The sequence below is a fragment of the Microbacterium sp. NPDC087589 genome (genome assembly GCF_044743635.1).
Lineage (GTDB): Bacteria > Actinomycetota > Actinomycetes > Actinomycetales > Microbacteriaceae > Microbacterium.
Genome location: NZ_JBIUWV010000004.1, coordinates 174,923 through 188,377 on the forward strand (window position 1 = coordinate 174,923; position 13,455 = coordinate 188,377).

Here is a 13,455-nt window from a genome sequence, read left to right on the forward strand (position 1 = left end):
CTGACACCCGCAGGCGCCCGACACCCGCACGCGCCTGGGCGTCGCGCTCAGAGCCGGCGCTCTCCCACCGGGCGCTGAGCTGCCAGCGGGCCCTGGAGCGAGCGAGCCTTCCAGTTGAGGATCAACAGGGTCTCGAGCGCGGCGGAGAGAGCCACGGCGTAGACGACGAGTGCGAGCCATCCGTCCGAGCCTGCGGCTGTGAACGCAGAGAAGACCATCGCGAACACGACGACCAGCCCGACCAGCGCGATCAGACGATCCGCCGCCGCGCTGCTCTCGGTGTGCCCGCCTCTCCTGGCGATGCCGAAAGCGCGCGCCGAAGCGACGACGAAACCGGCGCTGAGCAGCAGGTTGCTGGGGAGCGAGACCATGCCCGGTGCCGCGGTCTGCTTCCAGAGGTCGAGGGTCACCAGCACGCCGACGAGGCTGACTATCACCAGGATCGTCGCGATGACGCCACGCAGACGCGCGGAACGACGGACTCGGTCAGGCGGAGAACTCGTGGAAGACGTCATGAGTCTCCTCTCGATGCGATGCGATGCGATGCGATGCGATGCGATGCGATGCGTCAGCTGGTTGCGAAGCCGGGCCACCCGGTCGCCTTGGCGGCAACACCGGCGATCTGGCTCTTCGCGGAGTCGATGGCGTTGTCGAGCTGCACATTGGCGCTGACGATCTGGAGCAGGGCCGCGGCCAGCGCGCCGACCATCGCGACGATCCCGGCGGGTGCCGCGATCAGCGTGGCGAGAGCGGCGATACCGGAGATGAGTCCGGCGACCAGCGTCCCCAGCGTGGTCCACATCAGCGTGGTGAAGGTGTCGAGACCGCCTGCGAGCTTCTCCAGTCCGCCTGTGACAGGGTTCACGATGGCCGACTCGAAGTCCGAGAGCGTGGTCCGCTGCGCCGCCGTGGTCTGCTCGTAGCGCTCAGCACCCTTGCCGCCCCATTCCTCGTCTGTCCGGAGGGCCGAAGGATCGATCTGATCCTTCGCGGTCGACAGCGGGGTCGCGAGGTCGGAGCGCCAGGTGCCCGCCAGCGCCCGGATCTCCTCGCGGTACCCGGGGCGCGCGTACGGATCTGAGATCACTTCCCAGAACTCGCCGAGTCGCTCCATCAACCAGTTCCAGGCCTCCAGCAGACGGTCAGCCGCCCATTGCAGCCAATCCCAGACGTTCGACAGCAGGTTGTTGACGTTGTTCCGAGCCTCTTCGATGCGCTGTTCGATCTCCTCGACCAGCTGGCCCCAGTCGGGGGCTCCTGATCCGCTCACGGGAATGCTCATCGACGCCTCCAGTCATTGCGGGTCAACCGCGGGTTCGTTCGTGTACTGCTCATAGCTGCACTTCCCAAGCGCCGTTGATCGTGCTGACCGTCTCGTCTTCTCGGGCGATGAACAGGTCACGCACGTCGCGGAGTGCCTGCGCTCCGTCGGAGGCGGCAGATGCGCCGTCGGAGAGATATGTCGACACCGCCTCGACGATCTCGGTGTACTGGGCGAAGAGCTCATCGCCCTTCCAGCAGAAGGCCGCGTCTGAGGAGCGCATCGAGCCGGTGGCTGACGACGCAGTCGACAGCGTCGACGACACACCGTCCCAGACCACCGCATCGCTTCCGAGCGCTTCGGACGCGACTCTGATCTCTTCCGGTGACAGCATCGCTCAGCCTCCCCTTGTCAGCATTCTGATCATCTCGACCGGATCGGCCATTCCCTCGGCATACTGTGCGAGCGGAGTTCCCTCGAACGGAAGCGCGGGCGTCGCCGCGGCGACCGATGCCTGCGCCTTCGAGAGCGCGGAGCGGATCGCGTCGGTGACGTCCCCGCCGTCGGCGGTGCGCAACCAGGTCTCGTCGAGCCGAAGCCCCACGATCATGCCCCTGCTGTCGAGGTCGACCTGAGCGTTGCCGCCGCTGTCTTCGCCGCCGTGCACCTGGTTGGCGCGTTCGCTGAGCTGAGACAGGGTCGAGTTCAACTGCGTGGAGAACGTCTCGATGAATCGATTGACGTTGCGATGGAAGACGTCTCCGTCTGCAGAACCCACGAGCTCGGCGATCTCGTTCGCGGGGATCGCGGCCGAGGGTGCGGGTGGCGCTGCGACATCGGGAGCTTCGTCGCTGAAGCTCGCTCCCCATGCCTCAAGACGAGAAAGAAGCACCGTGTTCACGGTCTCCAGGATGACGCCGGACAGCTCTTCGGGGCGGATGGACGCGCGCCAGAAGCTGCCGATGGTGATCTCGACCGACGGATCGTCGATTCGGACGGAGACCTGCCCCGTCGGGTCTTCGGCGGTCTCCGAGCCGGTCCGCTCGAGCGCCTCGCGCATCTGAGCAGTCTTCTTCGTGAGCTCATCGTGGAGCGCGTAGATCGCTTCGTTGTCGTAGGCCATACGAATTTCCCCCCCGGGTGAGCATCTTCGACGATCCCACGGTACATGATCCGAGTGCGCGCGGCCCAGCGGCATCGAGCGCGTCAGCCGAACCGGTCATTGCCGGTGCCGGGTCCGGGCACGTCGAGCAGTCCGCCCTCGCGCTCGACCTCGACTGGATCCGCGGCCGGATGCTCTCTGCGGCGACGCAGCACGATGAGGATGCCGAGCACGCCGAGGAGGGTCGCTCCGCCGATGGTCGTGAAGAGCGCGGCCTCCCGCGTGAGCAGGAAGGGTGATGCGCCGTGGTCGGGGTCGACGGCGGCGGCGGGAGGGCGGGCCGCGCTCTCGGTGGTGTCGAAGTAGGGGCTCACCGGCCCTCGGGTCGTCTGGTCCGGGAGTAGTTCGATGGCGGCGAACGGCTGGATGAACCCCCACCCGTTGATGTCGTCGCGCATGTCGGCGTCGTCGCGCAGGGCGGTGGCGGTGAGTCGGTACGCCCATCCGGCCGGCGGGTCCTCGGGGTGCGCCTCAGCCACCAGCGCCGCGGCGGCGCTCGCATATCCGGTCGCGAAGCTCGATGCGGGGGCGTCGGCCGCGAAGACGCAGTCTCCACCGCCGAGCGCCGCGGTCAGCACGTTGGCTCCTGGTGCCGTGACGCCGACCTGGGGGCCATGGATCGAAGCGTCGGTCGCGCGACCGCTGGAATCGGCGGCACTGACCCCGAGCACCTGCTCGTACGCCGCGGGGTAGCGAGCGCCGTCTTTCGCGTCAGGGTCAGACGCCCTGTTGCCCCCACTGGCCACGACCAGGGCGCCGACTGCTGCCGCATGTTCCACCGCTGCGCGGAGATCGGGGGAGTCGTTCGTCTGTGAGATCGAGACGTTGATGATGTCTGCGCCGTTGTCGGCCGCCCAGTGGATGCCGTCCGCGATGCGCTGCGACGTCGGCCCGAAGCCCTTGTCCTTGTCCTGCTGCTGATCGCTGCGGAAGACCCGCACTGAGAGCAGTCGTGCGTCGGGCGCGAGCCCGACGACCCCGGATCCGGCGACCGGCTGCGCGGCGATCTGGCCGGCGATCGCTGTGCCGTGGCCGGTGGTGTCGCTCAGGCCGTCGGCGCGCTCGCCGTCGCCGACGAGATCCACACCGCCGATCACGACTCCGGCGAGATGCGGATTTCCCGCATCGATGCCCGAGTCGACGACGGCGACGACGACACCTCTGCCCGTGGCGACGCGGTTGGCCTCTTCGGCACCGAGCAGAGTGAGGGCTGAGGGGGCTTCGGGCGTGAAGACCACAGTGCCCGGAGCGCAGGCGTCACCGGCGGTGGCGGCAGGCACTGCCGGGCCGTGCGCCGCGGCTGAGGCGGGCGCGCCCGTGAAGACGGCGCCGAGCGCGATCGCTCCGACCAGAAGGGACGGAAGGGCGGTGCGTCGACGCATCACTTCGTCCCTGAGCCGGGAGACTCTCTGGCGGCTTCGGAGGTCAGCGCAGGGCCGGCCGCGAAGAACTCGATCCACGCGTCCGACACACGCCCGACGTCATCGGAGGAGTAGCCGAGCTGAGCGATGGGGCCGCTGGCCGCATCCTCTGCGCTCTGCTCGGTGGCGGCGCCGGGGATCGCGAACGCGGTGCCGGATTCGTCGATGAGCACGGCCAGGCCGGCCGCATCGTCTGATGCTCCGCTCACCTCGACGAGGGCACCGCCGCCGACCGAGACGTCGACGCCGGAGCGCGCTTCCGGCAACTCGGTCGTCGTCGCCCCGAGCACGGTGCCAGCATCGTCTGTGACCATCGCGCACGGCGTCTCACCGGCCGCGAGCGTGGTCAGCGGCAGGGTCGGCCAGTCCTCACCGCCGACATACGGAAGCGTCTCCACGTCTGCGATCTCCACGGGGGACACCTCCTGCTCGGCGCCGGCCTCCTGCCCGCTGCCGAGCAGGTAGAGCTGGTAGGCCAGCGGGCTGAGGCGAGCGATCTCGCCGGTCGCGAGCGCCACATAGCGCTCGTCCGCCGGGCTGCCCTGCGTGTGCACGATCGTCCCCGCCGTCAGATCGGTGCCGGGAACCGACGCTCCCATCGCGTTGAGACGGATCGGCTCGAGATCGTCGCCCGACTCGAAGAGATTGAGCCAGCGCCCGTCGACCTCGATGATGTCGCTGGTGCCGAGTCCGACGGCGCGGAGCACGGCGTTGGCGTCGTCCGCCGGAACGGCGTAGCGCAGACCGTCGGCGATCACGAACAGCTCGCCGCCGCGCTGGACGACGGCGCCGGTCCCGGTCGAGATCTCGGCGATCGGCGTGCTCGACAGCGACACCGATGCGCCCGCGGCGTCGTCGATGCAGGCCGTCCACGAGGAGTTGATCAGGGCGCCCGGGGCCGGCAGGTCGTCCGGTGCGCCGAGGATGCCGATCGAGGGGCCGACCGGGATGCCGTCGAGCGCGGCCTGATCCGTGCGCACGACCTTGAACTCACCCGCGGGGATCAGAAGCCGCGCGCTGGCCGTGTTGATGACCGGGTACAGCGTTCCGTCGACCGAGACGTAGCGGGCTCCGGTGTCCGTGGCGACGATCAGGCGGTTGTTCTGCCAGTCTCCGGGCAGTCCCGGTTGCATGATTCCCCAGAACACCCCGACGAGGATGACGCCGATCGTGAGCGCGACTCCCGCGACGACCGCGCGCAGCGGCTTCGCGGGGTCGAGCTCCTTGCCGCCGGGGGCTCCACCGGTGAACGCCGAGAGGAGTCGTCGCCTGCTGAAGCCCTGGGCCTCGATCAGATCCTTCTTGGTCGCCATGGATCAGACGAGCCCGGCCGTGGTGACGCCGAGCGGCAGCAGCAGCGCGAGGGCGATGACCTCGACCGTGTCGCCGAGCCGCGTGAGTCGCAGACGTGCCTTCGGCGTCAGCAGCGTGAGACCGACCAGCACCACGGTGGCGACGACGAGAATGAGGAGCATCCAGGTGCGGACGTCGGGCAGGGCGAGCGCTACGGTGACACCGGTGACGGCGAGGCCGATCGCGCCGATCGCCATGAGCACGAGCACGCCGAGGCGGGCGTGGATCTGCCGCGACTGGAACATCATCCCGACGAATGCGAGCACGCACAGCAGGGCGCCCCAGACGCCGCTCGCGGCGACCAGCGGCGTCGCGATCAGGGCAGCGAGGCCGAGCGCGGCGCGGAGTGCGATCAGGGTGCGCGTGCCTGCCGCGGCGCGACGCTTGACCTCGTCGGCGTCGATGGGCTCCGGCGCCGCGAACATGTCGGCGTCGCTCTGCGGCGAGATGACCCGGATGCGTGTGGAGCTGAGCGCGAGCCAGGGGATGCCGTTCGCGAGCAGCGCGGTGGTCGCGAGCATGATCGCATACGGAGCGAGTGCGTCGCCGAAGATCGCGGCGGTGGTCGCGGTGATGCCGACCGAAGCGCCGAGCGCGATGGGCACGAGGTGGATCTCGGGCTTCTCCTGCGTCACGGCGAGGCCGAGGCCGCCGACGATGACGAGGCCCAGACCCATAGCGGCGAGCGGCCACCCCCAGATGCTCTGCACCGGAACGGCGAGGTAGCCTGCGAGTCCGCCGTAGGCCGCGGCGGTGAGTCCGAGTGCGTGCCCGGCCTCCGGCTGATGGAGGCGCATGAGCACGGCAGCCGCGACGCTGAGCACAATGGCCCCCGATGCCGCGATGATCGCCGGCACGAGGGAGGTGGGGGGTGTCGCGACCAGCAGCAGCGCGCAGAGGGCGAGGAAGGTGAGACTGACGAAGAGGGCGGTGCGCGAGCTGTCGGCCGGCGTCCAGGAGCCGTGCTGCTCGGCCGTGGCGTCGATCACCGCTTCGACGACGTCGTCGTAGACACGCGGCTCCTGCATCAGGCCGCCGCGGACGAGCGTCAGCAGCTCACCGTCGTGCACGCCCTGCGCCGCTGCGCCACGCGCGGGGTCGAGGGGTGTGCCGTCGGCTCGCTGCAGCGAGTAGCCGCCATGGGTGAGCGTCGGGTCGAGCACACCGAGACTCCGGGCGAAGCCGGGGATGATCTCGACCAGCGGGATCTGCGACGGCACGCCGACATCGAGGCGGCGGTCGTCGCTGACGACGGAAAGCCGCAGCACGGTGCCTGCCGTTGCGCTGCTCTGAGTCATGGAACGATGCCCCCTCCATGGTGTGCAGCCGAACGGGAGGAGACCCGTGACTGCGCATTCCGCCTTTCACCCTAGTTGAGGCGTGCGGCAACGCGCAGTCGCGGAGCGGGACGTTTTCTCCATCGATCGGACGATCTTTGCAAGACTGTTGTCAGAGGCTGACGAGAGGGCGGGATGAGCGACACCGATTTCTGGCTCAATCCCGCCGGGTTGCGGGAGCAGGCGGGAGCATTCACGCAGTACGCCGACCAGGCGGCGAGCGCGCGCGCATGGTTGGAGGGCCGCACGATCACCGACGACGGCAGCTACGACGCCTACACGCGAGTCGCCGGTGCCGCGATCGAGATCAGGTCGTCGTTGATCGACTGGTTCGATCACCTCGAGCAGGTGCTCGACGGCACGGCCACCGAACTCATCGCGGTCGCCGACGAGGGTGAAGGCATCGACATGGAGCAGGCCGCGCTCATCGACGCGACCGATCCCGACGTGTACAACGACAACGCGCAGACGCCGTCGGGCGACCCGGAGCTCGCTCCCAGCTATGACTGCACCGACGACTCGCTTCCGGTGTGGGGGCCGCCGACCGGGGGAGCTGCGTTCTTCTGCGATCTCGGCAGCCACGACGAGCTCAACCAGCTGAGCACGAACCTCGTCCCGGGCGACCTGCTGAGTCCGAGCGAGTGGATCGACACCGTGCTCGGGTGGTTGGGCGCCCAGACGCTGCCGCAACGCGTCCTCGAGACCTACGGCGGTCGCTGGGGAGACATCCAGCAGTTCGCCGACACGGTCAATGGCCTGGCATCGCTCGTGGACGACATGCACGGTCACCTGGCCAGCGCCGCAGCCTACGCGGGTGTCCAATGGCAGGGGTACGCGTCCAACAGCGCGCAGGCCTACCTCGAAGACCTGTTGAACGCCCTCTCGGATGCGCAGAGCGCGCTCGCCGACGCCGGAACCGTCTTCTCCGACTACTGCACCGGCGTCATCCAGTCCGCGGAGCAGATCGCCGGTGCGATATACGGGCTCTACGACGCCGTGCTCGTCGCAGCTGCGGGCGCGGCGTTCGGCACGGGGACTGTCTGGACCGGCGGTGGCGGACTCATCGGCTACGGCACGGCCGGCGTCTCGTTGCTGTGGGCGTTCAAGAAGCTCGCTGATGTGAACGACATCCTGCAGGACCTCTCGAGCCTGTACTCGATTCTCGAAGCGCTGGGCAATCTGTCCGGCGACCTGTCGAACTTCGCCGCGACCATGCCCGTACCGACGATGGAGCAGACGTCATGAGGCCGGATGCGGGAGCGAACCGGAGTTCCGAGCAGCTCGATCCCGACCTGGCGTTCGCCGGTCGGGTGAGCTCCGAGCGTGCGCCGTTCGCGCTCTCGACCGTCGCTGCGAGCGCGCCGGTGCTCGTGCAGTTGACGAAGCAGATGCGGGAGGCGCGCGACAGCACCCACGACCCGGATCTGCGTGAGGTGCTGGACCGCATCCTTCAGGGACGTGCGCCGCTGTCGACGCTGCTCGCGGAGGGAGTCCTTCCCACCCCGCCCGCAGCCATGCCGGATACACTGCGGGAGCTGTTGGAGACGAACGGGGAGACCCAGCGATGATCGGGCTGAGAGTATCGACCGCCAGGGGTGCGCTGTCGGGCATCGACGGGGGCATCGAAGAGATCGCCCGCGTTCTCGATGCGCTACGCGATGAGACGGCCGTGCTCGAATCCCGATGGGACGGCGAGGCCCGCGAAGCCATGTCCGTCGCCGTGCGTGACTGGAACGCGTCCATCGAGCGGTTGCGTCTCATCGGACGCGAGGCGAGTCGCGTCGCGGGTCAGACGGTAGACCGGGTCGACGAGTTCGATCGCCGCCGATCCGGTGCGTGGCACCGGTGAGGCGGCGGGCCACGACAGCCGTCCTCGCCACGGCGGCGATGGTGTTCGCGCTCGCGGGCTGTGTGCCCGGCGCGTCGACGGGACTCACCGTGACGTACGAGGTGGACGGCGCTGAACGGACGCTGACTCTCGATCCCGACCAGATCACCTGCGACCCGGAGAGTGTGCACGGGCTCGCGATCTCGAACGATCCGCAGGGACGATTCTCGATCGGCCTCGTCGGCGACCGCCGCGGGTCGGTCGGCGCCGGAAACGACGACGGCCTGGTGCTGTTCGAAGGAACCGCGCTCGATCTCTCGGCATCCGGCACCGTGCTCACCATCGGCGCGTCCGAGGGCGAAGTCTCCCTCGTCGAGGGGTGGTCGCCGGGTGATGACGTGAATGTCGGAGCCGATGACGCCGAGCAGTACTCGGCGGAGCTGTCGGGCTCGATCGTCTGCGACGATCCGATCACCGTGCCGGCCCCGGAGCCCGAGGCGTCGGAGTCGACGTCGCCCGTCGGCGTGAGTGTGAGGTTCACGGCCGGAGACACCGTGCATATCGCTGCATTCACGCCGAGCACGGTGTCGTGTGACGCGCGTGTCACGGCTGCAGGTGTCGAGCCCCATCCCGGCACACTCTCCTTCGATTCGTCGGGGCGGGTGCAGGCGACCGTGTCCGATGACACGGGAACGACCGAGTTCCGCGCAGACGGGGCGGAGGTCGTCGCGGAGAGCGATGGCTCGTACTGGCTGAGGGGAATCGACGGCGACGTGCGGTTCTGGGAGGGACAGACGGCGGGAACTCTCTCGCCCGAGGACGCGGAGACGGGTACCGGGACGTTGAGTGCGCTGATCGTGTGCCCGTAGCGATACCTCGTGCTCGCGGCGGGGCCGCTCCGCGATTTGTCCATCGAACGCACGAACGCGGTACGGATGCCGCTCGTGTTCTGGCGCATCCCGTCGATCTGATCTAGCCTGGCTCCTGAAACGAATCGTGGGGGGTTGTTTCGAAGTCGTCCCAACACAGGGATGCGCTCCCCCGCACGTGTGTCCGTGAGGACCGGAGGGAGTGAGTTATGGCTGATGTCATCTCCGCAGAAGAAGGGGCTCTGCGCCGCGGAGCCCAGGCGGTGCGGGAGACCAAGTCCGGGATCGACCAGCAGACCAAGAAGGTCCGCAGCGAGATCGAGCAGCTGCGTGGCTTCTGGACGGGTGCGGCTGCCGTATCGTTCACGACGCTGATGTCCCGCTGGGACGAGCAGGCGCGTCAGCTCAACGAGGTCCTCGTGACGCTCGAGGATGCCCTCGCCGGCACCGAGCGCGACCAGGCTGCAACCGAAGAAGCTCACCAGCAGACCATCTCGGGCCTCGGCTCGATGATGGGTTCCTGAGCGAAGACCACAGAGATTTCAAGGAGAACATGATGCAGTCGATGTCAGTTCGCCCGGAGCAGGTCAATGCTCTGGCAGCGCAGATCCGCAGCGGGTCGCAGGGTATCCGTTCAGAGCTCGACCGTCTCGAGTCCGAGGTCGGAAAGCTGCGTGCGGCGTGGGATGGCTCCGCGCAGCAGGCCTACGACCAGGCTCAGGCCAAGTGGAACCGCTCGCTGAGCGAGATGCAGCAGCTTCTCACCCAGATCGCGGGCAAGACCGAGGAGATCTCGGGCCAGTACGTCCAGACCGACAAGTCGGCCGCCGGGCGCTTCGGAGCCTGATCCCGTGGCGCGGGCCCGGGGCGGAGATGCCCGGGTCCGCGCCGTCTGCTGTGCTGTTCGTCCGAGTCGCCGGACGGTTCAGCAGATGTCGTGGGATTCGTCGTTGTGAAAGAGGAGGGTGTCGATGGTAATCGCAATCGACTTCGAGCAGATCTTCGCTGAGCTCAAGCGCATCTCACGCGAACTCGAGCACTTCCCGGCGGCCGAGGAGGTCACCGTCGTCGAGGGCGGCGTGTCGGAGACGACGAGCGCGTTCCGCGAAGAGCTGCGCCGCGCGGCGCAGCGAATGGGCGTGGCCACCTCGAAGACCGTCGAAGCGTTGACGCAGGCGCAGGAGACGATCCGCGCGGCGGTCATGCAGATGGCGGAGCAGGATGCGGCGCTCGCCGATGAGAGCAAGATGATCATCCAGCTGCTGGATTCCGCGGTCGCCCAGGCGAACGAGACTCCGGTCGCGGCGGGCGCGTCTCGCACCGGTGGCACCGGCGGCGGTGGCGGAACCGGATCCGGTGTCGACGCCGGATCAGGTTCCGGCGACACGACCGTCGAGGCCGACTACTGATGAGGCGTCGGCACCGCCTCGTCGCGGTGCTCAGCGCGATAGCGCTGGGCGCGGCGATCGCCGTGCCGTCGAGCGCCTCGGCGGACGACCTCGCCTCGGGCCTGTGGTGGTTCGACCGCGGAAAGGTCCAAGAGGCACACGATTCCGGTTTCGACGGCTCCGGCGTCACGGTCGCGGTGATCGACTCGCAGATCAATCCCGGCGCCATCGGGCTCCGCGGTGCTGATCTGCAGGTGCGAGAGAACACCTACTGTCATGATCCCGCCGGTGCTCCCATCCCGGCGGCCTCCTCGGACTACGTGGCCGCCGCACACGGCACGAACGTCGTGTCGATGATCCTCGGCACGGGGGAGGCTCCTGCCGGGGGTGTGCCGATCGAGGGGGCAGCGCCCGGCGCGACGGTGAAGTACTACTCGGCCGGCCTCGAGGACCCGCAGACGGGCGAGGTGTCGTGTGCGCTCGAGGACGGCGAACAGACGACCACCGACTACACCGGGGCATCCGCCGAGGCGATGTCCTTCGCCATCTCGGATGCCATAGATGAGGGTGCGGACATCATCTCGGTGTCGAGCGAGGGCTATGCCTCCATCCTCGGCGGGGTCGCGAAGGCCATCGCAGCCGGAGTCCCGATCATCGCGGCCCTGCCGAATGAAGGCGGTGTCGGTGGCCAGCCCGCCGGTCTGAACGGTGTGGTCGGCGTGCAGGCGTTCGGCTCGGACGGAGCGATCGCGACCTTCCCGAGCGGAGACCCCAACCTGAGCGACGACGTGGGGACCGCCGCTCCCGGAATCGGAGTGCTCGTGCAGGGCACCGAGACCTCCTGGGACGAACAGCGACTGGTCAGAGGAACGTCGTTCGCGACACCGATCGTCTCCGGGTTCCTTGCGGTGGTCAAGCAGAAGTACCCCGACGCCACGGGAAATCAGCTGCTTCAGAGCCTGATCCACAATTCGGGGACCAAGGGCGAGCACGAGCCCGAGTGGAACAACAGCACCGGCTACGGTGCCGCGTCACTGACCGGGATGCTCGCGGTGGACCCCACGAAGTATCCCGACGAGAATCCATTCTTCGATGCGGACGATCCCAACGCCTTCCCGAATGCCGATGACGTGGCGAAGGCGGAAGCGGAGTTCGGCCTCGGATCCGCGCCTGAGCCGACGGAGACGACCGCCGCATCCGAGCAGCCTCCCGCCGACGGCATGAGCATGATGCCCTGGGCGATCGGCGGCGGCGTCATCCTGCTCCTCGTGCTCGCGGGGGGCATCGTGCTCGCCGTCGCACTCACCAGATCTTCGAAACGACGCACCGACCACACAGGGGGGCAATCATGACCGGTAGGTATGAAGCCGAGTTGAATCGCATCCGGGCCATCGAAGACTGGCGGATCCCCAAGGCCGCGGCTCTCAGATCCGCCCTCGATTCCCTGCACGACGCGATCACCACGGTGACCGCGTCAGAGGCATGGGACAGCAAGACGCGGGATGCCGCGAACGCCGCCCTAGCCGACATCCAGACCCAGATCCGCACCATCGGCGACGCTGTGACCTCGATCGACTCCGCCGTCACTCAGGCCAACAACGCCAGGCTCGCGGCGAGTGATGCCGAGCTGCCGTCGGCGACGGTCGATCCGTTCTGGGCGAACGCGGCCAAGGGCGCCTCGTTCGTGGTGCACCCCTTCCTCGGCCCGATCGCGGCGGACAAGGCGATCGACGTGATCGGCGACTTCCTGGGCAACCAGCGCGAGGCAGAGGCCGAGCGCACGGTGAAGAGCATCGAGAAGTCACTCGTGCCGCCCACGGAGTCGGTCCGGGCATCGGCGCAGACACTCGATGCGGTGCGTTACGTCGAGTACGAAGACGGTCCCGGGGGCGGCGACAGCGGGGGTGACGGCCCCTCCATCGACAGCCCGTCGATCACCTACCCCGGCGGTGGCAACGGCCCCGGTGGTGCGGGAAACCAGCCCGGTGGCAGCAGCAGCGGCGGAGGAGGCGGAGTCGGCGAGTACCTGCCGCCGGTGCCGACGAACCCGACCTACCCGACCTACCCCGACGACCCGACCTTCCCGACCTATCCGGAAGACCCGACCTTCCCGACCGACCCGGATGACCCGGGCAACTCGGAGTACGACCCGGACGGCCCGGGCGTGGGTGACGGCAGCGATGATCCCACGGTCGATTTCCCGGGCGGCGGAGTGCTGCCAGGCGGCTCCGGTGGAGGAAGCGGTGGCGGCTCGTCGCTGAACCCCGGCGGAACGTTCCCCGGAGGGGGGACCCCCGGTGGGCTGCTCCCCGGTGGTGCGGGCGGCGGCGGCATCGGCGGGATCGTCGGCGGTGGCGCCGGCGCAGCGGCGATCGCCGCAGGTTCGAAGATCGCCGGAGTCGGCAGCATGGGCGCACTGGGCGGCTCGGGTCTCGGCGGAGCATCCGGTGCAGGGCTCAAGGCCGGTGGTGGCCTGCTCGGCAACTCCGCACTCGGCGGCGCCGGCGGTTCAGGCGGCGCGGCAGGTTCTGCTCGCCCCGGGGGCATCGGCGGCGTCGGCGGTGTCGGCGGTGCCGGGGGCTCTGGGGGCTCCGGCGGTGCCGGCGGCTCATCGGGTGCAGCGGGATCGGGCATGCGTCCCGGCATGGGCTTGATGGGCGGTGCCGGCGGCGACGACGAGGAGAAGGCCAAGCGCTCCGGTCTCGGGGGACCGATCGCTCCCAAGCTCGAGGACGAGGATGAACGAGGGCCCCGCGCCAAGGGCGCGCAGGCGGGCTCTCGCGACGACCACGCAGGCTGATCCGCGTGGGCGGAAGAGGGGGCGTACGGCCGAGGC

The 13,455-nt window shown here is 68.8% G+C and carries 16 protein-coding genes; 9 read left to right on the forward strand and 7 right to left on the reverse strand.

Features of this window, described 5'->3' with window-relative positions; all coding sequences use genetic code 11:
• Nucleotides 1–47: 47 nt before the first annotated feature.
• From ACIOU8_RS10980 to eccD, 7 genes are all read right to left on the reverse strand, one after another.
• Nucleotides 48–515 carry a hypothetical protein gene (locus ACIOU8_RS10980; RefSeq protein ID WP_400789165.1) on the reverse strand — a complete coding sequence of 156 codons (468 nt, stop codon included), beginning with the start codon at nt 513–515 and terminating at the stop codon, nt 48–50.
• A gap of 53 nt (nt 516–568) precedes the next feature.
• A complete protein-coding gene (locus tag ACIOU8_RS10985) occupies nt 569–1,282 on the reverse strand; it encodes a hypothetical protein (RefSeq protein ID WP_400789168.1) in 714 nt (237 codons plus the stop codon).
• A 49-nt stretch (nt 1,283–1,331) separates the two neighbouring features.
• Nucleotides 1,332–1,655: a hypothetical protein gene (locus ACIOU8_RS10990; protein ID WP_400789171.1), complete on the reverse strand. Its 324-nt coding sequence runs from the start codon at nt 1,653–1,655 to the stop codon at nt 1,332–1,334.
• 3 nt (nt 1,656–1,658) lie between these two features.
• The gene (locus ACIOU8_RS10995) at nt 1,659–2,384 is read right to left on the reverse strand and encodes a hypothetical protein (RefSeq protein WP_400789174.1); all 726 of its coding nucleotides are present in this window, start codon (nt 2,382–2,384) and stop codon (nt 1,659–1,661) included.
• Between the two features lie 83 nt (nt 2,385–2,467).
• A complete protein-coding gene (locus tag ACIOU8_RS11000) occupies nt 2,468–3,805 on the reverse strand; it encodes a S8 family serine peptidase (protein WP_400789177.1) in 1,338 nt (445 codons plus the stop codon).
• Nucleotides 3,805–5,157, reverse strand: coding sequence for a type VII secretion protein EccB (eccB, locus tag ACIOU8_RS11005; protein WP_400789180.1), 1,353 nt, complete (start codon nt 5,155–5,157; stop codon nt 3,805–3,807). The genes ACIOU8_RS11000 and eccB overlap by 1 nt, the downstream gene beginning before the upstream one ends.
• A 3-nt stretch (nt 5,158–5,160) precedes the next feature.
• Nucleotides 5,161–6,495 (reverse strand): type VII secretion integral membrane protein EccD, encoded by a 1,335-nt coding sequence (gene eccD, locus ACIOU8_RS11010; protein ID WP_400789182.1) that lies wholly within the window; start codon nt 6,493–6,495, stop codon nt 5,161–5,163.
• Nucleotides 6,496–6,669: 174 nt separating this feature from the next.
• Between eccD and ACIOU8_RS11015 the strand changes: the two genes are divergently transcribed.
• The 9 genes from ACIOU8_RS11015 (at nt 6,670) to ACIOU8_RS11055 (ending at nt 13,419) form a co-directional block, all read left to right on the forward strand.
• Complete coding sequence (locus ACIOU8_RS11015; RefSeq protein WP_400789184.1) at nt 6,670–7,779, forward strand: hypothetical protein; 1,110 nt, start codon at nt 6,670–6,672, stop codon at nt 7,777–7,779.
• Entirely contained in the window at nt 7,776–8,102 is a 327-nt protein-coding gene (locus ACIOU8_RS11020; protein ID WP_400789187.1) for a hypothetical protein, read from the forward strand. Before ACIOU8_RS11015 ends, ACIOU8_RS11020 begins: the two co-directional genes overlap by 4 nt.
• A complete protein-coding gene (locus tag ACIOU8_RS11025; RefSeq protein WP_400789189.1) occupies nt 8,099–8,383 on the forward strand; it encodes a WXG100 family type VII secretion target in 285 nt (94 codons plus the stop codon). The genes ACIOU8_RS11020 and ACIOU8_RS11025 overlap by 4 nt, the downstream gene beginning before the upstream one ends.
• Nucleotides 8,371–9,231, forward strand: a complete 861-nt coding sequence (locus ACIOU8_RS11030; RefSeq protein WP_400789192.1) for a hypothetical protein — start codon at nt 8,371–8,373, stop codon at nt 9,229–9,231. Before ACIOU8_RS11025 ends, ACIOU8_RS11030 begins: the two co-directional genes overlap by 13 nt.
• A gap of 209 nt (nt 9,232–9,440) precedes the next feature.
• The gene (locus tag ACIOU8_RS11035; RefSeq protein WP_290160965.1) at nt 9,441–9,755 is read left to right on the forward strand and encodes a WXG100 family type VII secretion target; all 315 of its coding nucleotides are present in this window, start codon (nt 9,441–9,443) and stop codon (nt 9,753–9,755) included.
• 41 nt (nt 9,756–9,796) lie between these two features.
• Nucleotides 9,797–10,078: a WXG100 family type VII secretion target gene (locus ACIOU8_RS11040; protein WP_079113895.1), complete on the forward strand. Its 282-nt coding sequence runs from the start codon at nt 9,797–9,799 to the stop codon at nt 10,076–10,078.
• A 124-nt stretch (nt 10,079–10,202) separates the two neighbouring features.
• On the forward strand, nt 10,203–10,640 hold the full coding sequence (locus tag ACIOU8_RS11045) for a hypothetical protein (protein ID WP_400789194.1): 438 nt from the start codon (nt 10,203–10,205) through the stop codon (nt 10,638–10,640).
• Nucleotides 10,640–11,971, forward strand: a complete 1,332-nt coding sequence (locus ACIOU8_RS11050; protein WP_400789197.1) for a S8 family peptidase — start codon at nt 10,640–10,642, stop codon at nt 11,969–11,971. Before ACIOU8_RS11045 ends, ACIOU8_RS11050 begins: the two co-directional genes overlap by 1 nt.
• The gene (locus tag ACIOU8_RS11055; protein WP_400789200.1) at nt 11,968–13,419 is read left to right on the forward strand and encodes a hypothetical protein; all 1,452 of its coding nucleotides are present in this window, start codon (nt 11,968–11,970) and stop codon (nt 13,417–13,419) included. Before ACIOU8_RS11050 ends, ACIOU8_RS11055 begins: the two co-directional genes overlap by 4 nt.
• The last annotated feature ends 36 nt before the right edge of the window (nt 13,420–13,455 follow it).

Coding starts and splice junctions, on each gene's coding strand:
- eccB (WP_400789180.1), bottom strand. CDS start 5,157: ATGGCGACCAAGAAGGATCTGATCGAGGCCCAGGGCTTCAGCAGGCGA.
- ACIOU8_RS11045 (WP_400789194.1), top strand. CDS start 10,203: ATGGTAATCGCAATCGACTTCGAGCAGATCTTCGCTGAGCTCAAGCGC.
- ACIOU8_RS11050 (WP_400789197.1), top strand. CDS start 10,640: ATGAGGCGTCGGCACCGCCTCGTCGCGGTGCTCAGCGCGATAGCGCTG.
- ACIOU8_RS11015 (WP_400789184.1), top strand. CDS start 6,670: ATGAGCGACACCGATTTCTGGCTCAATCCCGCCGGGTTGCGGGAGCAG.
- ACIOU8_RS10990 (WP_400789171.1), bottom strand. CDS start 1,655: ATGCTGTCACCGGAAGAGATCAGAGTCGCGTCCGAAGCGCTCGGAAGC.
- ACIOU8_RS11020 (WP_400789187.1), top strand. CDS start 7,776: ATGAGGCCGGATGCGGGAGCGAACCGGAGTTCCGAGCAGCTCGATCCC.
- ACIOU8_RS11055 (WP_400789200.1), top strand. CDS start 11,968: ATGACCGGTAGGTATGAAGCCGAGTTGAATCGCATCCGGGCCATCGAA.
- ACIOU8_RS11040 (WP_079113895.1), top strand. CDS start 9,797: ATGTCAGTTCGCCCGGAGCAGGTCAATGCTCTGGCAGCGCAGATCCGC.
- ACIOU8_RS10985 (WP_400789168.1), bottom strand. CDS start 1,282: ATGAGCATTCCCGTGAGCGGATCAGGAGCCCCCGACTGGGGCCAGCTG.
- ACIOU8_RS10980 (WP_400789165.1), bottom strand. CDS start 515: ATGACGTCTTCCACGAGTTCTCCGCCTGACCGAGTCCGTCGTTCCGCG.
- ACIOU8_RS11025 (WP_400789189.1), top strand. CDS start 8,099: ATGATCGGGCTGAGAGTATCGACCGCCAGGGGTGCGCTGTCGGGCATC.
- ACIOU8_RS11035 (WP_290160965.1), top strand. CDS start 9,441: ATGGCTGATGTCATCTCCGCAGAAGAAGGGGCTCTGCGCCGCGGAGCC.
- ACIOU8_RS11000 (WP_400789177.1), bottom strand. CDS start 3,805: ATGCGTCGACGCACCGCCCTTCCGTCCCTTCTGGTCGGAGCGATCGCG.
- eccD (WP_400789182.1), bottom strand. CDS start 6,495: ATGACTCAGAGCAGCGCAACGGCAGGCACCGTGCTGCGGCTTTCCGTC.
- ACIOU8_RS10995 (WP_400789174.1), bottom strand. CDS start 2,384: ATGGCCTACGACAACGAAGCGATCTACGCGCTCCACGATGAGCTCACG.